General features: G+C 61.6%; 21 protein-coding genes. 6 read left to right on the plus strand and 15 right to left on the minus strand.

The annotated features are described in order from the left end of the window. Positions 1–67: 67 nt before the first annotated feature. The 4 genes from J2X43_RS12645 to lgt form a co-directional block, all read right to left on the minus strand. On the minus strand, positions 68–1,219 hold the full coding sequence (locus J2X43_RS12645; protein WP_310294398.1) for a Xaa-Pro peptidase family protein: 1,152 nt from the start codon (positions 1,217–1,219) through the stop codon (positions 68–70). Between the two features lie 4 nt (positions 1,220–1,223). Then, the gene (gene pgeF / locus J2X43_RS12650; RefSeq protein ID WP_112386275.1) at positions 1,224–2,018 is read right to left on the minus strand and encodes a peptidoglycan editing factor PgeF; all 795 of its coding nucleotides are present in this window, start codon (positions 2,016–2,018) and stop codon (positions 1,224–1,226) included. 100 nt (positions 2,019–2,118) lie between these two features. Beyond that, positions 2,119–3,219 (minus strand): class I SAM-dependent methyltransferase, encoded by a 1,101-nt coding sequence (locus J2X43_RS12655; protein ID WP_310294910.1) that lies wholly within the window; start codon positions 3,217–3,219, stop codon positions 2,119–2,121. A 22-nt stretch (positions 3,220–3,241) separates the two neighbouring features. Then, positions 3,242–4,090 carry a prolipoprotein diacylglyceryl transferase gene (gene lgt / locus J2X43_RS12660; protein ID WP_310294399.1) on the minus strand — a complete coding sequence of 283 codons (849 nt, stop codon included), beginning with the start codon at positions 4,088–4,090 and terminating at the stop codon, positions 3,242–3,244. A 193-nt stretch (positions 4,091–4,283) separates the two neighbouring features. On the opposite strand from lgt, the gene J2X43_RS12665 reads away from it, so the two are divergent. The 4 genes from J2X43_RS12665 to J2X43_RS12680 all read left to right on the plus strand — a co-directional run bounded on the left by J2X43_RS12665 (position 4,284) and on the right by J2X43_RS12680 (position 6,612). Further along, entirely contained in the window at positions 4,284–4,544 is a 261-nt protein-coding gene (locus J2X43_RS12665; RefSeq protein ID WP_310294401.1) for an accessory factor UbiK family protein, read from the plus strand. Between the two features lie 394 nt (positions 4,545–4,938). Continuing rightward, positions 4,939–5,439: a YbjN domain-containing protein gene (locus tag J2X43_RS12670; protein WP_310294402.1), complete on the plus strand. Its 501-nt coding sequence runs from the start codon at positions 4,939–4,941 to the stop codon at positions 5,437–5,439. Between the two features lie 6 nt (positions 5,440–5,445). Then, entirely contained in the window at positions 5,446–6,264 is an 819-nt protein-coding gene (gene proC / locus J2X43_RS12675; RefSeq protein ID WP_310294403.1) for a pyrroline-5-carboxylate reductase, read from the plus strand. Between the two features lie 6 nt (positions 6,265–6,270). After that, positions 6,271–6,612, plus strand: coding sequence for a tRNA-binding protein (locus J2X43_RS12680; protein WP_112537855.1), 342 nt, complete (start codon positions 6,271–6,273; stop codon positions 6,610–6,612). Here the strand turns inward: J2X43_RS12680 and J2X43_RS12685 are convergent, their stop codons facing one another. From J2X43_RS12685 to J2X43_RS12705, 5 genes are all read right to left on the minus strand, one after another. After that, on the minus strand, positions 6,613–7,191 hold the full coding sequence (locus J2X43_RS12685) for a DUF1349 domain-containing protein (protein ID WP_310294406.1): 579 nt from the start codon (positions 7,189–7,191) through the stop codon (positions 6,613–6,615). A gap of 10 nt (positions 7,192–7,201) precedes the next feature. Continuing rightward, the gene (locus tag J2X43_RS12690; protein WP_310294408.1) at positions 7,202–8,578 is read right to left on the minus strand and encodes an ATP-binding protein; all 1,377 of its coding nucleotides are present in this window, start codon (positions 8,576–8,578) and stop codon (positions 7,202–7,204) included. 28 nt (positions 8,579–8,606) lie between these two features. Continuing rightward, a complete protein-coding gene (locus J2X43_RS12695; protein ID WP_112386284.1) occupies positions 8,607–9,305 on the minus strand; it encodes a response regulator in 699 nt (232 codons plus the stop codon). Further along, positions 9,306–9,749 carry a MarR family winged helix-turn-helix transcriptional regulator gene (locus J2X43_RS12700; RefSeq protein WP_112386341.1) on the minus strand — a complete coding sequence of 148 codons (444 nt, stop codon included), beginning with the start codon at positions 9,747–9,749 and terminating at the stop codon, positions 9,306–9,308. A 428-nt stretch (positions 9,750–10,177) separates the two neighbouring features. Beyond that, positions 10,178–10,804 (minus strand): DUF1236 domain-containing protein, encoded by a 627-nt coding sequence (locus J2X43_RS12705; RefSeq protein WP_112516100.1) that lies wholly within the window; start codon positions 10,802–10,804, stop codon positions 10,178–10,180. Positions 10,805–11,061: 257 nt separating this feature from the next. Here J2X43_RS12705 and J2X43_RS12710 point away from each other — a divergent pair, with 257 nt between their 5' ends. Continuing rightward, positions 11,062–11,706 carry an MBL fold metallo-hydrolase gene (locus J2X43_RS12710; RefSeq protein WP_310294410.1) on the plus strand — a complete coding sequence of 215 codons (645 nt, stop codon included), beginning with the start codon at positions 11,062–11,064 and terminating at the stop codon, positions 11,704–11,706. 57 nt (positions 11,707–11,763) lie between these two features. Here J2X43_RS12710 and J2X43_RS12715 read toward each other — a convergent pair whose 3' ends face one another. The 3 genes from J2X43_RS12715 to J2X43_RS12725 form a co-directional block, all read right to left on the minus strand. Beyond that, a complete protein-coding gene (locus J2X43_RS12715) occupies positions 11,764–12,180 on the minus strand; it encodes a BA14K family protein (protein ID WP_112386286.1) in 417 nt (138 codons plus the stop codon). A 178-nt stretch (positions 12,181–12,358) separates the two neighbouring features. Next, positions 12,359–12,574: a cold-shock protein gene (locus J2X43_RS12720; RefSeq protein ID WP_003581120.1), complete on the minus strand. Its 216-nt coding sequence runs from the start codon at positions 12,572–12,574 to the stop codon at positions 12,359–12,361. A 482-nt stretch (positions 12,575–13,056) separates the two neighbouring features. Then, complete coding sequence (locus J2X43_RS12725; RefSeq protein WP_310294414.1) at positions 13,057–13,944, minus strand: DMT family transporter; 888 nt, start codon at positions 13,942–13,944, stop codon at positions 13,057–13,059. Between the two features lie 155 nt (positions 13,945–14,099). Here J2X43_RS12725 and J2X43_RS12730 point away from each other — a divergent pair, with 155 nt between their 5' ends. Continuing rightward, positions 14,100–14,519: a DUF3052 domain-containing protein gene (locus J2X43_RS12730; protein ID WP_112386287.1), complete on the plus strand. Its 420-nt coding sequence runs from the start codon at positions 14,100–14,102 to the stop codon at positions 14,517–14,519. On the opposite strand, the gene J2X43_RS12735 is transcribed toward J2X43_RS12730, so the two are convergent. From J2X43_RS12735 to J2X43_RS12745, 3 genes are all read right to left on the minus strand, one after another. After that, positions 14,516–15,658: a PQQ-dependent sugar dehydrogenase gene (locus J2X43_RS12735; RefSeq protein WP_310294416.1), complete on the minus strand. Its 1,143-nt coding sequence runs from the start codon at positions 15,656–15,658 to the stop codon at positions 14,516–14,518. The two genes, J2X43_RS12730 and J2X43_RS12735, sit on opposite strands and share 4 nt — an antisense overlap. A 68-nt stretch (positions 15,659–15,726) precedes the next feature. Continuing rightward, on the minus strand, positions 15,727–16,494 hold the full coding sequence (locus tag J2X43_RS12740; protein WP_310294418.1) for a class GN sortase: 768 nt from the start codon (positions 16,492–16,494) through the stop codon (positions 15,727–15,729). Beyond that, on the minus strand, positions 16,494–18,833 hold the full coding sequence (locus J2X43_RS12745) for a marine proteobacterial sortase target protein (RefSeq protein WP_310294420.1): 2,340 nt from the start codon (positions 18,831–18,833) through the stop codon (positions 16,494–16,496). Before J2X43_RS12745 ends, J2X43_RS12740 begins: the two co-directional genes overlap by 1 nt. Positions 18,834–18,967 lie beyond the last annotated feature (134 nt).

Below are 18,967 nucleotides of genomic sequence, written 5' to 3' on the forward strand. Positions count from 1 at the left end.
GCCCCGCCCAGTTTATGCGGGCGGGGATGGTATTGTGTCAATTCCGGATTCTTGCCGGTGAAGTCTCTCAGGCGCCGAGGAAATCCAGTCCGTGGCGCGAAAGCGCCCGCGGTGCACCCGATGTCGTCAGGTAGGTCTGGCCAAGCGTCATGGCGGTTCCGCTGTCGGAATCGGCGATGATCATGTGGACGAAGAGCGACATGTTGGGCTCGATCGGCTGCGGATTGCCGACATGGAACATCTGGTGCTCCATCCAGGACGGCGAGAAGCGGGCGCCGAGCGAGTAACCGCAGGCGTTCAGCCGGTGACGGGCGAGGCCGCGCTCGTCCATGATCTTGGCATGCATGTCGAAGACGTCGCCGAAGGTATGGCCGGGCGTCAGCACCGTTTCGATCGCCTGCAGGTTTTCGAGGCAGGCGCTGAACAGTTCACGGTGACGGTGCGTCGGTTCGCCGACGACGATCGTGCGCATCATTGCTACGTGGTAATGCGCGTAAGTGCCGGCCCATTCGATCGTCAGCTGGTCATTGGCATCGAGCTTGCGGCGGCCGGCCTTGTAGCGGCAGAGCAGGGCGTCCGCGCCGGAGCCGATGATATATTCGTTGGCCGGATAGTCGCCGCCGCCGCTGAAGACGGCGCCCTGCATGGCCGCGAGAATGTCGGCTTCGTCGGCGCCGGCCTTGGTGAGCCGGATCGCCTGATCCAAGGCGTCGTCGGCAAGGGCTGCGGCGCGCTCGACATAGGCGACTTCTGCCGGGCTCTTGATCAGGCGCAGGCGGCTGACGAGGTAGGAGGCATCGGTAATCTGGCCGAAGCTCGAAAGCTGGGCATCGAGCAGGCGGGCGACGCGGCCGGTCATCCCATGAGTGTCGTATTCGATGCCGATGCGGGCGCCGAGCAGATCCATTTCGACCAACAGGTTCTTGAGATCGACGGTCGGATCGGCGTTGACGCGATCGACCCAGACATGGACGTCCTCAAGGATGGAGGTGTGCTTGGCCTGGCGAAGGTCTGCCGAGCGGGTGATCAGCGCCATCGTGCCATCCGCCTTGACCACCAATGTCTGGAAGAAGCAGTAGCCGAAGGTGTCGTAGCCGGTCAGCCAGTACATGCTTTCCTGGGCGAAGATCAGCAGAGCGTCGAGCTTTTCCTCGCGCATCTGCTCGGTGACGCGGGCAAGGCGGCTGGCGAATTCGCTCCGTTCGAAGTGCAGTGCCATTGTCTCAAATCTCCCTGATGCTGATCGCTGAAATCTGGCGGCCGTAATCCGGCTCGTTGTTATGGGTGGTGCGGCGGTACGAGAAGAAGCGCTCGCTGTCCGGATAGGTGCAGAGCCCGATGCTTTCGGCGCGCACACCGGCCTTCGTCAACCGGCCGACCGTCAAGGCCGGCAGGTCAAACATCGAATGACCGGGTTTTGCCGACGGAATGAAATATTGCGCGTAAGCAGGGTCCTGCGTGACAAAGCGATCGACGAATTCCGGACCGACTTCATAGCTTGCCTGACTGATCGATGGTCCGAGGCAGGCGACGATCGCCTCGCGCCGGGCGCCGAGTTTCTCCATGGCAATGATCGTGTTTTCGAGCACGCCGGTCAGCGCACCCTTCCAGCCGGCATGGGCTGCGCCGATAACGCGGTTTTCGGGATCGGCAAGCAGGATGGGGCCGCAATCGGCGGCCAGCACGCCGAGGACGATGCCGGGCGTGGCCGTCACCAGCGCGTCGGCCTGCGGGCGGTCGCCATCGTAATTTCCATCGACGGTCACGGCGTCGGGCGAATGGACCTGGTGGACTGTGGCCAGCTTCTCCAGCGGCTGGCCGAACCAGGCGGCGACGCGGCGGCGGTTCTCGTTGACATGGTCGCGGTCGTCGTTCGATCCGAGGCCGACATTGAGGCCGCGGTAAAGACCTTCGGAGACGCCGCCTTGGCGGGTGAAGTAGCCATGAATGATCGCGTCGTTCGCCGCCTGTTTCAGCAGCGCGCTTTCAATCGGTGCGGGTGAAGCCGCGTTTTGCATCAGCGATTCCGGGATGTTTAGAACGGGGTCATTGTTCACCGGATCGTCCGGTGAAGCATTGTCGATTGCGCCGGATGTTGGCGCAGGGCGGCGCGCTCTGTCAATCCACCGGGCGGAAAGGCATGAGATCGACGGCCGGATAGGAGACCGCCATCGCCTTGAAAAGCTCGCCCATGCGGCCTTCACCCGAACCTGCCAGTCGGTCGACGGCGCTCTGGATGATCTGCTGCGTCCGCGGCTCGCGGTCGCGCCCAAGAGCGCTGGCACGATCGAGAATGCCGAGGCCGACGAGGAGGTCGCCCTGATGCAGCGCACCGTTCAGATGCAGTCCCGCGGCAACGGCGGTTCTGGCCAGATGTTCGAAATCCACATGGCTGGTCAGATCGGCTTCGCCGGGATTGGCGAGCGGCGGATCGAATTCATGCATGCGCACCGCCTGCAGCGTATCGCCGAAGCCGCTCACGAGGTGGCCGTAATCGATGGCTAGCGCGGTGCCGCCGAAGGCCTTGAGGCGCTCGCAGATGGCGATCATCACGGACTGGCGGGCAGGCGAGAATTCGAACAGCGTGCCGGCGGGCATGGTCTGCGCGCCATCCGGCAGCAGCGCCGGATCGATGCCCGCAACACCGGCGGCAAATGTCAGCTCGCCCTCGGCGTCGAGGCCGACCATGCGTTCGCGGAAACCGGTCGGTGTCTTGACGAACTGGCGGATCGGGATGGCGTCGAAGAGTTCGTTGGCGGCAATCAGCGTGAATCCATCAGGCACTTCGTCGAAATCATTGTGCCAGGTGATCTTGCCGTCATGAGCCTCGAGCGTCTGGCTCTGGACGTCGCGCAGCCGCCCGCTGGTCTCGACCAGATGCACGCTCATGTTTTCGAAGAGCGGCGGGGCGAGGCGGGCGATGACGCGCAGCATGTCCGACATCATGGTGCCGCGGCCGGGGCCGATCTCGACGAGGCGGACACCTGCCGGCGTGCCGTGCTGCTGCCAGGCGTGAACGATGAACACGCCGATCATCTCGCCGAAGAGCTGGCTGACCTCCGGGGCGGTGACAAAATCGCCGGAACGGCCGAAGGGTTCGCGGACACGGTAGTAGCCGTGTTCGGGGTCAGCGAGGCACAGCGAGAAGTAATCGGTCACGCTGATCGGGCCGTTCGCCTGGATGATCGCCTTGATCTTTTCACCGAGTGCGGTGGTCATGGTGGTCACGTCCGGTCTGCGTTCAGTTCTGCAGCGCGACCTGGCGGCGGGCGCGCATGATCGCCCAGAGGCCAAGCAGGATCATCGGGAAGGACAGCACCATCCCCATGGTCAGCCAGCCGGTGCCGAGCAGGTAGCCAAGCTGCGCATCCGGCTCGCGGAAGAATTCCACCAAGATACGCGACAGCGCATAGCCGCAGACGAAGACGCCGGAAATGAGGCCCGGCGATTTCAGGGCGCGAAAGCCGTAGATCAGAAGCGCCAGAACGGAGAGAAGCACGATGCCCTCGAGGCCCGCTTCATAAAGCTGGCTCGGATGGCGGGCAAAGGGACCACCGCTTGGGAAGACGACGGCCCAGGGAACATCGGCGAGACGGCCCCAGAGCTCGCCGTTGATGAAATTGGCGATGCGGCCGAAGAACAGGCCGATCGGAACGACGCCGGCGACGATATCGAACAGGCTCCAGATCGGGATGCTGTTCTTGCGGGCAAACAGGATCATGGCGATCGTCGTGCCGGTGATGCCGCCATGGAAGGACATGCCGCCGTTCCAGATCTGGATGGCGCGGATCGGGCTCTCGATCACCGCAGGCATGTCATAGAACAGGATGTAGCCGATGCGGCCGCCGAGAACGATGCCGAGGGCGGCCCAGACGACGAAATCGTCGAGCTGCGTCTTGGTGACCGGCGAAGCATTGCCCGGCCACAGGCTGTCATTGCCGGCGATGCGCCGCGCGTAGGACCATCCCAGCATGATGCCGACGACATAGGCCAGGCCATACCAGTGGATGGCGAGCGGGCCGATCGAGAAGGCGATCGGATCGATATCCGGAAACGGCATGATTGCCATAAGATTGGCTGCAGTCGGCAAAGCTTTCCCACCCGTTGATGTGCGCGGAACATGGCGTTGCGATACGAGGCGGTCAAGTCGATTGTGAGGCAGGGCAGGGCGAGGCGGGCTCTTATCCAGAGCAAAGCGCTTGCATCCTTAACGGCGAAGCCCTACCTCCATTTTCAGAGCCTACGGGCCTGAAGAAATTTGTCGTGCGAAGGAGAAGACTGCCATGACGACTGGAACAAACCGCATCATGGACGAATTCGCAAAGTTGATGACCGACGCTGCCGGCGCCGCCCAGGGCGTGCGCAAGGAGGTCGAGACGGCCTTCAGCGCTCAGGCCGAGCGCTGGCTGAACAGCATGGACGTCGTCAAGCGCGAGGAATTCGAAGCCGTGCGCGACATGGCCATAAAGGCGCGCGACGAAAACGATGCGCTGCTGGCACGAGTCGCAGCGCTTGAGGCGCAACTCGCAGCAAAGAAGAAATAATTCCCGTTTTGCTACAAGATGTGGTGTGGCGCTTTTGCGACACGCCGCATCTCAGACAGAAAATCGGGTGGGTTTATCCACCTGTGGACACTGCCAAAAAAGCCAATGGGCAGAGTCGCTTATCTCCCCCTCCTGAATCTGATTTCGAGAAGCTGTCCACAGTACCTTTCGGGAAATAGCCCGGTCGGGGGCTGGCTTGTCGCCGGTCTGATTATACACTGATTTTAAATGATGATTCGAACCGGACGGCGGTAAGCTCCAGGCAGGTTTCCTGCGTTAAGTCTGGGTTGCGGTTCAAGGGTCATCGAAATGGTGTTCCGGTATTTGCGTGTGCTTTGCTTGTGTTTTGTAGACCCAAGTCAGTCGCATTCATTCCCGGTCAAGAAGGTGCTGCATGAGCCTGATGGAATTGGAATTCGAGCGTCAGTCGAACCCGGTCGATATGATCGAGTACGTCGCCGCCAATAATGACTGGGCATTTGAACGGTCAGGCGAGGACGAGATCGCGATGACGGTCGAGGGGAAGTGGGCCGATTACCACATCTCCTTTTCCTGGATGGAGGAGTTCGAAGCCCTGCATCTCGGCTGCGCCTTCGATATCAAGGTGCCGGAAAATCGGGTCAACGAGGTCACCAAGCTGCTCGCGGCGATCAACGGTCAGGTGCTGATGGGCCATTTCGACCTGTGGCGCCAGGAAGACGTCGTGATCTTCCGTCAGTCGCTGCTGCTGGCAGGTGGCGCCGAGCCCACCAACCGTCAGGTCGAAGTGCTGCTTTCCAGCGCGCTCGATACCTGCGAAGTCTATTATCAGGCATTCCAGTTCGTCATCTGGTCCGGCCTTGATGCCGCCAAAGCGATGGAAGCCGTTCTGTTCGAAACTGTCGGCGAAGCGTAATTCCTCATGTCCACCCTGTCTTCTGATCCCATCGTTCTCATTGGCGCCGGCAATATGGGGGGCGCGATGCTCTCCGGCTGGCTGAAGAACGGCGTACCCGGTTCCTCTGTGGTCGTCGTCGATCCCGGTCCGTCGCCGGCGATGATGAAGACGATCTCCGATGCCGGTGCCACGCATGTGACGGCGGCTCCGGATGGTCTGAAGGCCGGCGTCCTGTTCATCGCGGTCAAGCCGCAGGTGATGGAAGCGGTTCTGCCGCCAGTGAAGAAGACGGTCGGGCCGAACACGGTCGTGGTTTCGGTCGCGGCGGGAAAGACGCTCGGCTTCCTCGAAAAGCATCTTGGCGAAGCGGCCATGGTTCGCGCCATGCCGAATACGCCAGCCATGGTCGGGCGCGGCGTGACCGGCGCATTTGCCAATTCCAAGGTCAGCGCCGATCAGCGCGACCGCGTTCATTCTCTTCTTCGCGTATCCGGTCCAGTTGAGTGGGTTCCGGCCGAGTCCGACATCGATTCCGTTACGGCCTTGTCGGGCAGCGGCCCTGCTTACGTGTTTTATCTCGTCGAGTGCATGGCTGAGGCAGGCCGTAAACTTGGCCTGCAGGCGGACCTGGCCATGCGTCTTGCACGGGAAACGGTCGCGGGGGCTGGTGAACTTCTCCACCAGTCCCCCGACGACGCTTCCAAACTTCGCCAGAATGTTACGTCTCCCGGCGGCACCACTGCCGCGGCTCTTGCCGTGCTGATGGCGGAGGAGGGAATGCAGCCGCTGTTCGACGAAGCTCTCGAGGCGGCGCGCACGCGTGCGCAAGAACTGGCAGGCTGACCCAATATGGCTGACGAGATCACCTATGCCGATTTCGAGCGCGTCGACATCCGCGTCGGCACCGTCATCGAAGCCTCGCCATTTCCCGAGGCGCGCAAGCCGGCGATCAAGCTGCTGATCGATTTCGGCCCCGAGATCGGCGTCAAGAAATCCTCGGCACAGATCACCGTGCACTACGATCTCGACAACCTCGTCGGCCGCCAGGTGCTCGGCGTCGTCAACTTCCCGCCACGCCAGATTGGCCCGTTCCGCTCGGAAGTGCTGACGCTGGGTTTCGAAGACGAAGCAGGCGCGATCGTGCTCGCGGCAACGGACAAGCCGGTGCCAAACGGCAAGAAGCTGATGTAATCAGTGGATATCGCGCGAGACCGGGTCGGTCAGCGCGAAGGAATGGAACGTCGCCTCGAAGCCGGCGCGTTGCGGTGAGCAGAACGCGGGACCGACCTGCAAGTCCTCTATCGATGGGTCGAACCAGGCGAGGCGCGCCATGCGCCATTCGGTCATGACATCCGTGCGGTACTGAATGAACAGCGCGTCGCCGTTGCGGGTGACGCGGACGGACATGACGTCGAAGGCGTGGTCGATGCGGAAGGCGGACCAGTCGGAATGAGTGTTGGTGACGACGGTGCTGAAATGCATCGCGCCGTCGGTATATTCGATCCCGCATTTCATCCAGCGCTTCTCATCGGCGCGGATCATCAGGCCTGCCTGGTCATAGAGCGCCTCGTAGCGGCCGGAGAAACTCACCTCGGCGGTGAAATCGCCCTTGTGTAGCTGATGCAGGAAATGCCCGTCGTCGCGGTGGAAGCCGTAATAGGTGCCTTGCCAGAAATCTGTCTTCTCGCCGGAGCGCACCTGCAGCGCGCCGTCGCGGACATCCGCTGAAACAGGTGAGTTGAGCCAGGTCATCTGGTTGAAAGCGGTCATTGTGGGGCACTCACGCGGGAACGCGGATGATGGCGCGCAGGCCACCCAACGGGCTGTCACCGAGCGTCACGTTGCCGCCGTGACTGCGGGCGATGTCGCGGGCGATGGAGAGGCCGAGGCCGGTGCCTGAATCGTCGAGGTTGCGGGCTTCGTCGAGACGGAAGAACGGCTTGAAGACGTCTTCGCGGTTCTTCTCGGGTATGCCGGGGCCGTCGTCGTCGAAGGTCAGTGTCAGCCACTTGGCGCTGTGCTTGGCCTCGATATTCAAGGAGCTGGCGTAGCGGCGTGCATTCGAGGCGAGGTTCATGACCAGCCGGGTGAAGGCGTTGGGACGGACGGAAATCTCATCGTCGCCTTCGATGGAATAGGTGAGGGCCTTTTCGTGGAGCGAGAAGTCGGCCTCGATCCGTTCCATGATCTCGCTGAGCTTCAGCTCGCCGACATCTTCCTCCACCTCCGTGCGGGCGAAAGCCATATAGGCCTCGAGCATCGACTGCATGTCGTTGACGTCGTCGGCCATGCCCTGCAGGTCGGGATTGTTGCCAGCGAGCGCCAGCTGCAGCTTGAACCGGGTGAGGATGGTGCGCAGGTCGTGGCTGACGCCCGTCAGCATTGCGGTGCGCTGCTCCATCTGCCGCTCTATGCGCTCGCGCATCAGGATGAAGGCGAGGCCGGCGCGGCGGACCTCGTCGGCGCCGCGCGGATAGAAGTTCTCGGCCTTCTGGCCCTTGCCGAAGCTTTCCGCGGCGGCGGCCAACGCCTGGATCGGCCGAATCTGGCCGCGCAGGAAGAGGATGGAGACGCCGATCAGCACCAGGGAGGCGCCGACCATCCAGACGATGAAGATGTGAGTGTTCGAGGCGTAGGTCTGATTGCGCTTGGTCAGAACCCGCAGGATCTTGCCGTCCAGCTTGATGCGGATTTCGACGAGATTGGAATCGCCGAGCGTATCGAGCCAAAAGGGCCGTTTGATCTGGTCGGTGAGCTCATCGGACAGGATGCCGTCAAGGATCGAGAAGAACGGTTTTTCGCGCGGCGGGGGCAGGTCGCCATCAGGCTCGACCGAAATCTGCAGCTTCATCTGCTCGCGGGCGATCCGCGTGATTGCGGTATAGTCGGCGTCCTGCGGATAGGTATCGATGATCTGGATGATCGCGGCGATATCCTGGGTGACGGCCATCGACAGGCGCTGTGTCACCATCTGCCAGTGGCGTTCCATGAATACGGCGGCGACCACCGACTGCAAGAGCAGCATCGGCATGATGATGATCAGCAACGAGCGGACGTAGATGCCCGTGGGGAGGCGGCGGCGCAGAAAGCGCGCGAACCACTTCCAGCCGGTGGCGGGCAAGCGCTCTTCGCGCCGCAGGCTTTCGAAAGTCACCATCTCAATTGCGATCCTGACGTCCGGAGCTTCAATCGATACTCAGCCTGTATCCTATACCACGAACCGTCTGCAGCCAGACAGGGTTCGCCGGATCGTCCTCGATCTTGCGGCGCAGACGGTTGATCTGGACGTCGATGGTTCGTTCTCCAACCTCGACATCATCGCCGATCAGCTCGTGGCGCGGAATGGTGTCGCCGGCGCGCTTGGCGAAGAGCAGCATGATTTCCTGTTCGCGATCGGTCAGGCGGATGACTTCCGCCGCCTTCTTCAGCTCCTTGCGAGTCAGCGAGAAGGTGTAGGGGCCGAACATGATCTGCTCGATCTTCGGCGCATCCGATGCGTTGCGGCGAAGAATATTGTTGACGCGCAGCACCAGCTCGCGCGGATCGAAAGGTTTCGACAGATAATCGTCGGCGCCGGCCTCAAGCCCGGCGATGCGATTGTCCGACTCTGCCAGCGCTGTCAGCATGATGATCGGAACGTTCTTGATCGCCCGCAATCCGCGGGTGACGTCGATGCCCGACTCTCCCGGCATCATCACGTCCATGATGATCAGGTCGAAGTCGAGGCCGGCAAGCTTGCGCTGCGCCTCGGCGCCATCTGCCGCCACGGTTACCCTGAAGCCGTTCTCGGTCAGGTAACGGTTCAGCAGCGCCCGGATGCGTGTGTCGTCGTCGACGACAAGCAAATGCGCTGCATCATCTGAAATGATTGTCTTTCCCGTCATTCAGTCCGCTTTCGATGTTTGCCTGTCCCGCATGCCCCTCAGAAATGCCTTCACGCTCTCGCGCGTCTCAAGAGAAGCATTGTCGAATGCCCTCTCAATGCGGCGCGATTGCGGCTCCGCCAGAGCAAGCGCCAGTTCGCGCCCCGTCTTTGTCGGATAGAGTTTGCGCTGGCGCCGGTCTTCCGGGCCTGCGACTTGCCTGATGTATCCAGAATCGATCAGCTGTTTGAGCACTCGAGCGAGGCTCTGCTTGGTAATCTTCAATGTATCCAGAAGATCGGCAACGGTCATGCCGGGTTCACGGTTAACAAAGTGTACCACCCGGTGATGCGCCCGTCCGAAGCCGCTGGTTTCGAGGATCGCGTCCGGATCGGAGACGAAATCGCGGTAGGCGAAGAAGAACAGCTCGATGATCTCGAAGTCGATGATGCCGGTGTTTTCCATCGGCGTGGCCAACGGTTCAGGCTTGCCTGCTTTCGGGCCTGTCTGTCTTGCCGGCACGTCATTTCCTTTCTCATCCAATGCGTTCCGGGAAATACGCGCAGACAACGGCTCAGCATTATCCGATGCAAATCTACGCTGCCGACAGTTCCCCCGGACTTTGCAGAGTATCGGCCTCGACCCGCCTTTTTCAAAGCCGGCCGATCTCCGCTTCCCAATACAAGGCATATTTTCCCGGCGGCGTCAGTCGATAAAACGCAAATGGGACAACAATCAACAAGGGATGGCATGCGCGCGCCGGAGGATAAACTGCGGCTGCACTCTCCTGTTCACGCCTGCGGCAACCTTTACGGAGTAACTTGTCCACAGAAATGCAAAAAGGCGGCCAGGCGGCCGCCTTTTCTGTTTCATTGCGGAACGTCCGGCCGGTCTTACTGATAGACGTAGACGATGCGGCGCGTGCCGGGATCAACCAGGACGGGCCGGTCGTTGATCCGCGTATAGCGGTACTGATAGTCCGGAATTTCCTGGAAGGTCACGTCATCGGGCACTTCGGCACCGACGACCACCTGACCGCCAAGCTCGACAGTCTGACCGGGATTGGTGTCGATATAGGTGCGGACCATCTCCGGAGGCGTGACTTCCTCGACCGATCCGACCGGACCAATCAGTTCGTCACCGGGCTGCGGATCAACAGGCTGCGGATCTGTGGCAACCACGCTCGATGTGCTTTCATAGGTAACGACGGGCACGCCAAGCGTTGTCTGGTTCTGCTGTACGACGACAGGCGTGCCTTCGCGCTCGACCTGCAGATAATCGGCATAGACCCAGCCGCGAACACCGTTCACATCGACGCGGCACCAACGGCTACCCTCGATACAGCCATCGAGATAGGCGGAAGAGCCCCGGGTCGCGATGCCCACAGATGGATATTGAGGGCCGGGGCCGGCGCGGACGTTGAGATCGTTGATGGCCGTGGCGGCCATTTCCGCATTGGCAAAGCCAGCGCTTGCGGCAAGCACGGCGCCTGCCAGGAAAAGGTTTCTCGTCATGGTCATTTCCATTTCTCCTTTTTGCTGGGCTGGAAACGCACCGTTCACTTTCCGGTTCCAAAACCGGCCAGTCTATTAATTCCACCTTCGAGCGATATTTCCATAAATTATTGATGTTATGTAATTATCTCGGAATTTTTAACCTGCTTTTGCGCTGTAAACTGTTGTTACGACCTGTCGCGGCCGCGTGAGGCTTGGGCAAAAGCTGCTTTCAACCGACGGCTTTCCGGCTATAGCTAGGGCCTGAAACAATAGAGGCACACATGGGCATGCTCCAGGCCGGCATTATTCCGGTGACACCCTTCCAGCAGAACTGCACGGTTCTTTTCGACCCCGATACCAAGGAGGGCGTGATCGTCGATCCGGGCGGCGACGTTCCGGCGATCCTGGAGGTGATCAAGGAGAACGGCTTCAAGATCAAGGAAATCTGGCTGACGCACGGCCATCTCGACCATGCCGGCGGGGCAAAGGATCTGAAGGCGGCGCTCGGTATCGATATCGTCGGTCCCCACAAGGATGACCTGCCGCTGCTGCAGCGGATCGAAACGCAGCAGCAGAAATACGGCATAACGGGGCTGAAGAATGTCGAGCCTGATCGCTGGCTTGAAGATGGCGGCAAGGTGTCCTTCGGCAACCACGAATTCGAGGTTTATCACACGCCGGGCCATGCGCCCGGGCATGTCATCTATTTCAACCGTGCGCAAAACTTCGCCCATCTCGGTGACGTGCTGTTCAACGGCTCGATCGGACGCACCGATCTTCCGGGCGGCGATCACGAACAGCTGCTTCAGTCCATTCGCGAGAAGGTGCTGCCACTGGGTGATGACGTCGGCTTCATCTGCGGTCACGGGCCAGGGAGCCGGATCGGCGACGAGCGGCGCAGCAATCCATTTCTGCAGGGCATCTGACAAAACAAAAGCGCCGCTCGATTAGCGGCGCTTCGTTATTCGCTACAGCTTGCGAACTCAGCCGGCGGTGCAGAAATGCTCGCGGCCATCGTTGCCGATGAAGGTGCCGGTGCCCGGGTCGAAGCTGCGGTAACGGTACGAGCAATAACGCTGCCACTGCGGCGTCCAGGGCTCAAGGCCAGCGCGGACCGGCTGGTAGTAGCGCGGCGGCGGCGCACGATAGACCGGCGCGTCATATTCCGGCTCGTAGACCGGTTCGGCATAGCGCGGCTCGTCGTAATAATAGCGCGGCTGGTTGGAGTTGGCGATTGCCGAGCCAACGATCAGGCCGGTTGCGAGGCCCACAGCACCGCCGACGAGGGCGTCGTTGTTGTGGTGACGGCGCCAGCTGTCGGCGGAGGCTTCGCTGACAGCGGAAAGGCTGAGAGCGGCGGCCGCAGCCGTCAGAATAAGTGTCTTTGCGATCTTGTTCATGACCTTGTCCTACTTTCCAAGACAGCGAGAAGTGCTGTCTATAAACTCTTCAAAGCGGCAGCGGGTTCCTGCGCCGTTAGGATGAGACGATAGTGGCGGCTATCTGAACGGATGCTGAATAACAAAACCCGGCATCTCTGCCGGGCTTCCACTCGAATAGATCGCGTTGTTTCGGGATTTAGCCGGAAATCTGAAGATTGACGGCCTTCGGTCCCTTGCCGCGGCGGTCCGGCTCCGTGTCGAAGCTTACCTTCTGATTTTCCGTCAGACCGGCCAGGCCGGAAGCCTGAACGGCAGAGATGTGAACGAAGATGTCCGCGCCACCCCTGTCCGGCTTGATGAAGCCGAAGCCCTTGTCAGTATTGAAGAATTTCACAGTCCCAGTCTCGGCCATGCGTCAGGTCCTTTTCTCTCTGCCCGCCATCCACACGGGCAGCATCAATTAAGCCCCTTCCGGAGCGTTGGCAGGCAGTTCTTGAATTTCGAGAAAAAGGTCCCCTCTACCTCGGCCTGTCTCGTGGTGGGATTATTCCCCATCTTATTGAGACTGGCTGACCGGAATATTAGCGTTTCCGGCGCGCACTTTCTTAAGGACTTCCCATGCTCGCAAAATGCCCGAACGCCCCGAGATTGCTGCGATTATTGAGAATTGGCAAGCAAAAGTTTTTTAACGTGTTGTCCGGGGCGCAGTCCCGCCGGGTATCCTATTTGCGCCAAAACGCAAAAAATCGCTCCCCGCGCGCGCATGATTAACGTTTTGTATCGTCTGCAATATATTTTGTGAGGAGATTTTCCCAAAAACACAACGCTAGCGGGTTATCGGAGCATTCGAAAAAAAATTTCGAATCAGGCCGGGCGTGCGTGCTGGATGCGGTTTCAGGCAGGCTGGGTGCGGCGGGTCAATTCCGGGACGATTTCGACCACAAGCATAGCGGTAAACATCAGCGCACATCCGATATAGCCGACAGGCGGAATGGTTTCGCCGAGGATGAGGGCGGCCAGCGACGAGCCGAACAGCGCCTCCGAAGACAGGAAGATCGCCGCTTGAGACGGCGTCGTGTAGCGCTGACCGATGACCTGCAGCACGAAGGCGACGCCGGACGAGAAGATACCGACATAGAGGATCTCGGGTGCCGCGCCGCGGATGGCGTCCATGCTGATCGGCTCGACGATAGCGGCGACGACGAGGGCGCAGACCGCGGTGACGGCAAACTGCGATGCCGAGAGCGCCAGCGGCCGGCCGGTCTCCTTGACGGTGATGCCCGCAAGGGTGATCTGGATGGCCCAGAAGCCGGCGCAGATGACCGTCAATCCGTCTCCGACCGTGAGTGCCGAGAGATGGCCGCCCGATAGAAGAAAGATGCCGGCGATCGCCATGGCCGCTGCCGGCCAGATGATCCAGTGCGGCGGGCGGCGCAGGAAGAGAACCGCGATGACCGGGACGAAGACCACGTAGAGGCCGGTGATGAAGCTCGAGTTGGTGACCGATGTGGTCTGCAAGCCGATCTGCTGGGTCGAGGCGCCGCCGAAGAGGGCCAGTCCGATCGCGAGATAGATGCCGAGGTGCCGCTTGCTGGTTTTCACCTTCGCCTTGCGGCTTTCCAGAAAGACGAAGGGCAGGACGGCGGCGGTGGCGACTGCGAAACGCAGGCCAATGAACCAGAACGGGCCGATGGCTTCCATCGCCGTCGATTGCGCGACAAACCCGCCGCCCCAGATGGCGGCCGCAAGCAACAACAACAGGTTCGCTTGGACGCGAGTCATGGCATTCCTCGATGCGGGGAGAGTGATGAAACCGTGGTTAGCAGTTGCCTTTTGTTTCAGCAAGCCGGAATAAACGGAGAGGTTGGTCTCAAGGGTGATCGCATGACAGAGCATAACGGCAGGACGTTTTGCCATCAGCCGGCACGGCTAAGCCGATGAGCGCCGGCTATTCGGGAACGCCGCTCGAAAAGAAGCTGGGGCTGAAGGCAGGGCAGGCAGCGCTGCTGATCGGCGTGCCTCAAAGCGTCCCAGCGCTTGCCGATTTCGCGCATTTCAGCCGGGTCGAACTGGTAGCGCCTGAGAAGGAGGCGCGCTTCGACTACATCCATATCTTCGAGACCCGGCGTGCAGCGCTGGAAGCATTGGCGCCGCGATTGCGGCAGCTGGTGCAGCCTGACGGGGTGATCTGGATATCATGGCCGAAGAAGGCATCGAAGCTGCCGACCGATATCGCTGAAGACGTGCTGCGCGAGGTGCTGCTGCCGACCGGTCTCGTCGATGTGAAAGTCTGTGCCATCGACGAGATATGGTCGGGCTTGAAATTCGTCGTCCGCAGGGAGCTCAGGGGCGCTTAGCCGTCCTGGTTTGCAGCGCGCGAGACGCGCAGCAAGGCGCCGTCGCTCTCGTCCGTCACCATCAGCAATGCTCCATCCGGTGCGACGGTGATATCGCGGATGCGGCCGTATTTGCCTTCGAACATGCGCTCCTCGCCAACGAACTTGCCGCTGCCATCGCGCTGCATGCGCGACAGCAGCTGGAATTTCAGTGCGGCGACCAGCATGTCGCCATCCCATTCGGGAAACATCTTGCCGCGATAGACGGCGATGGCGCCGGGGGCAATGGATGGATCCCAATAGTGGAGGGGCTGTTCCAGTCCTTCCTTGTTCGTGCCTTCGCCGATCTTGGCGCCCGAATAATCGACGCCATAGGTGATGACGGGCCAGCCGTAATTCTTGGCCGGCGCGATGAGATTGATCTCGTCGCCGCCGCGGGCGCCGTGCTCGACGGTGTAGAGCTTGTCGTCGGCGGCATCGAAGGTGATGCCCTGCGGGTTACGATGGCCCTTCGACCAGATTTCGGGCCGTGCCTTGGCGCCGTCGCGGAAAGGATTATCCGCAGGAATGCTGCCATCGGCGTTCACATGGACGATCGAGCCGGCGTCATCCTTGAAGTCCTGCGAACGGTCGCGGCTGCCGCGGTCGCCGACGCTGATAAACAGGCTGCCGTCCCCGGCGATGGCGATGCGCGAGCCATACTGGATGTTGCCGCCGGTGAATTTCGCCATGGTGAAGATCGGCTTGACGTCTTGGATCCCGGTTTCGTCGGCTGAAAGCCTGGCGGAGAAAGCCTCGGTGCCTGATCCCCTGGCATTGGCGATGGCGGCGGTGAAATAGAGGATGCGGCTTTGGGCAAAGTCCGGTGCGAGGGCGACATCCATCAGGCCGCCCTGGCCGCGGGCGCTGACCTCGGGCACACCGGCAAGCGGTTCGGAGACCTTGCCGTCGCGGATGATCCTGATATTGCCGGGACGTTCGGTGACGAGATAGGCGCCATCCGGCATCACCTCGACAGCCCAGGGATGATCAAGCTCCGTTGTCAGCGTCTCGACGCTGACCGCGACGTCCTTGGTCTGCACCGTGTCGGCTGCATATGCAGCGCCTGCCACTGCAAATGCGGCACCTGCCGTCAAAGCGATGCGCAATCCCTTGAGCATGTTGATAATCTCCCCGTTTTATCATCCAGCCGGTTAGGTGGCGCGCGGGGGCGATCGCTTCAACCTCGCTAGGTGCCGGATAACGGCTTTGTGTTGCCGGGTTGAACGGTGCCGGTCTGGATCGTATCGACCAGGTCGGCCTCGACGATGTAGCGCATCGGTCCGCGCTCGGTGGCATCGAAGGGCCAGCAGGTGGTCAGCACCAGATGGCGGCCGTTTGCCGCCGCATCGATGCCGCTCTCATCCCAGCGGGCGACACGGGCGTCGGTGGTCTTGAAGGTCAGCACGGTGCCGTCGCGGCGCTTGATCTCGATGTCGTCGCCGGGTTTTACATCCTTCAGCCAGCGGAAGTGGGTGTCCCTGTGGGCGGCGATCACCGACGTGCCCTCGTCGCCCGGCCGCGGCGTGTTGCTGAGCCAGGCCGGGCCGAAGGCCAGCGCTTCGCCCGATGCGCCCGACAGCACGATCGCCGTCTTGCCGAGACGCGGAGCGCTGACTTCGGCTTCGGTGGTGAAATCGGCCCAGGGCCATGGCTTGGCATCTTCGCCACGCAGTTCGGCGGCGAAGGCACGCTTCAGGAGGACCTGCGAAAGCTCCGCCTTGCCCTTCAGATAGAAGCCGCTGCTCACCAGTGCGACACCATAAAGGCCAAGGCCGAGAATGCCGAAGGCGACGATCTTTTCCATCGGCGAGAGCCGGGAGAAAAAGCCCCTGCGCGGCTGCTCGACGTCAAATGCGGTGGCGGCGGCATTCGCCATCATCATTTCCAGATAGCTCGGAAGGGGCGCGAATTCGCCCGTTTCCTCGTTCCAGCTGCCTCTCCGCATATTCGCCATCAGCGGCCTCCCGGGATGACGAGGCCGCGCAGGCGGCGGCGCCAGATGGCAAAGCCACCGGCCGCGGCGAGTGCTGCCAACAGCATGGTCAGGCCCTGCATGATCTGCTGGTCGGCCAGCGTTGCCGTCTGCGGCAGTTTTACCGAGGCGGAACGCTGAGCGATCAGGTTGGCGGCTGCCGGGGTCGGAGCGGCGGCCATCTGGTTGGCGAGGGCGGCGAACTCCGTCTGCGGCTTGGCCATGGCGTGATCCGGTGCGCTGCCTGATGGGGCAGGGGCTGCGGGTTCGCCCATCACCTTATCGAAATCCCAGCCATCGGGCAGGTTCAGCGGCAGCTTGGTCGAGGTAACCGGCTGGCCGTCAGGGCGCGATGGCGTGACGTCGATGGCAACGAGGCTGGTGACGCGGGAGACGAGATGATGCGCCATGGCGATCGTCTCTACATCCTTATCGAGTGCGGCCGGATCCTGCCGCTCATAGGCGCGGGCTTCGAGATCATCGATCTTGCGGCGGGCCCAGAGCTTGGAGAGGCCCTTGCCATCGGCCGCATTGGCGATGTCCATCTCGACGCGCCAGGGCTGGGCGCCGGTCTTGCCGGTGATCTGCAGCTTACCTGCGGGCTTGTCATTCGGGAGTTCGGCGGTGAGGACAACCGGCTCACCGGCATAGAGGTCTGGCATCGGGTTCGGGGTGATGTCGCTTGCCTGCGTGCCTTCGAAGGTGGCGGCGATATCCGTCATCGCCGGGTTCTGCAGCTTGGCGAAGAGCTCGCCCATGCGGGTGGCGACCTGATCGGTGGAGCCGATATGGGTGAAGGTGCCGCGGCCAAGCTCGGCGGCCTTGGTCATGAAGTAGGAGTTCGGCGCTGAGCCGATGCCGACCGTGAAGACACGCGCATCGCTGCGGTTGTTGGTGATCTCCATGAACAGCTGCTGCTCGTTGCCGATCGCGCCATCCGTGAGGAAGACGACCTGGCGGAGCGCGCCATTGGCGACCGAACCCTGATTGCGCAACGCGTCTTCGAGCGCCGGCAGCATCTCGGTGCCGCCGTCGGCCGTGAGGCCGCGCACATAGGCGATCGCCTTCTCGCGATTGTCGGGCGTGGCGCCGACGAGGCCGCCGAAATAATCGGTCATCGTGTCATCGAAGCGGATGACGTTGAAACGGTCGTCGGCACCAAGCTTGGAGATCGCCAGCGCCAGGCTTTCCTTCGCCTGAGCGATCGACTCGCCGGACATCGAGCCGGAATTGTCGATGACGAAGATGACTTCGCGCTTCAAAGGTGCAGCCGATGCATCCGGCGTTGCGGGCGGGGTGACGAAGGCAAGCAGATAGGTCTTGCCATCCAGCACTTCGCGGAACAGGCCGGCGCTCGGCGTCTTGCCCGGTGCTGCCTTCCAGGTGAGCTCGAAATCCTTGTCGGCGGGAACGGACTCGCCCTTCAGGCTGATCACGCTGTTCTGGTCGCCGTCCTGTTTGATATCGACATCGTGGAAGGCGGACTTGACGTCGCCGAGCGGGAAGCCGGCTTTCAGGTTCACGGTCAGCGCGACAGGATTGATCTTGGCATTCTCGCGCGGATCGAGCACCGGTGCCTCGATCTTGTCGCGGTTCGGAACCGGGTCGGTCGGCACAGCGAAGCCAGCGCCATTGTTGAACTCGACGGTCTGGACGACGGGAGCCGGATTGTAGCGGGGGGCGACGACCATCGGGAAGCGGAGCGAGAATTCGCCGCCGGACTGGTGGACGGCCTGCTGATACTCGATCTGCACGACGATCGTTTCGCCGGGGCCGATATTGGCGACCTGGTTGGTGAAGATGTTAGGGCGCTGCTGCTCCAGCAGGGCGGCTTTCTTGCCCTCGGCTTTCGCCTGCTCGTAGATTTCGCGGGCTTCCTGGCGCGGCTTGATCTGGCCCTCGATGAAGTGATCGCCGATCTGCATCTTCAATTCGTCGACGGCAGAATTTTCCGGCAGCGGGAAGACATAGGTGCCTTCGACCCATCCCTTGCTGGGATTCTGGAAACGCTGGGTGACCTTGACGCGGGCGACCGGGCCAGAGACGTCCATCTCGACATCGGTCTTCAGCCGCGGCGCCTCGATGAAGAAGCCCGGGTCCTTCGACGGGAAGAGCAGCGAGCCGCTGTTGACATCGTTCGGGCGAACGAGACCGGCCAGCTGCGTGGCCTTCGGTGCAGCGGCCTCTTCGGCGCGGGCAACGGACACCAGCCCTGCCGTCATCATGATCGATGCAAAAAATGTGGTGAACGCAATCAGGAATGAAATGGCCACACGGCGGACGCGGAGCCGCTCCGTCGCAAACTCGTCTTCCAGAAACATTGGCATACCCTCAATAACCAACTTCGGATGTGCAAGATTGAGGCTCCGATCCCGGCGGGCTGACGACGGAATTGCGGCATGCCGCGGCATTTGTTGCGGCTTATTTGCGGCAAAGGCCCGAAACGGGGAAGTTT

Source organism: Rhizobium sp. BE258 (genome assembly GCF_031457345.1).
GTDB lineage: Bacteria > Pseudomonadota > Alphaproteobacteria > Rhizobiales > Rhizobiaceae > Rhizobium.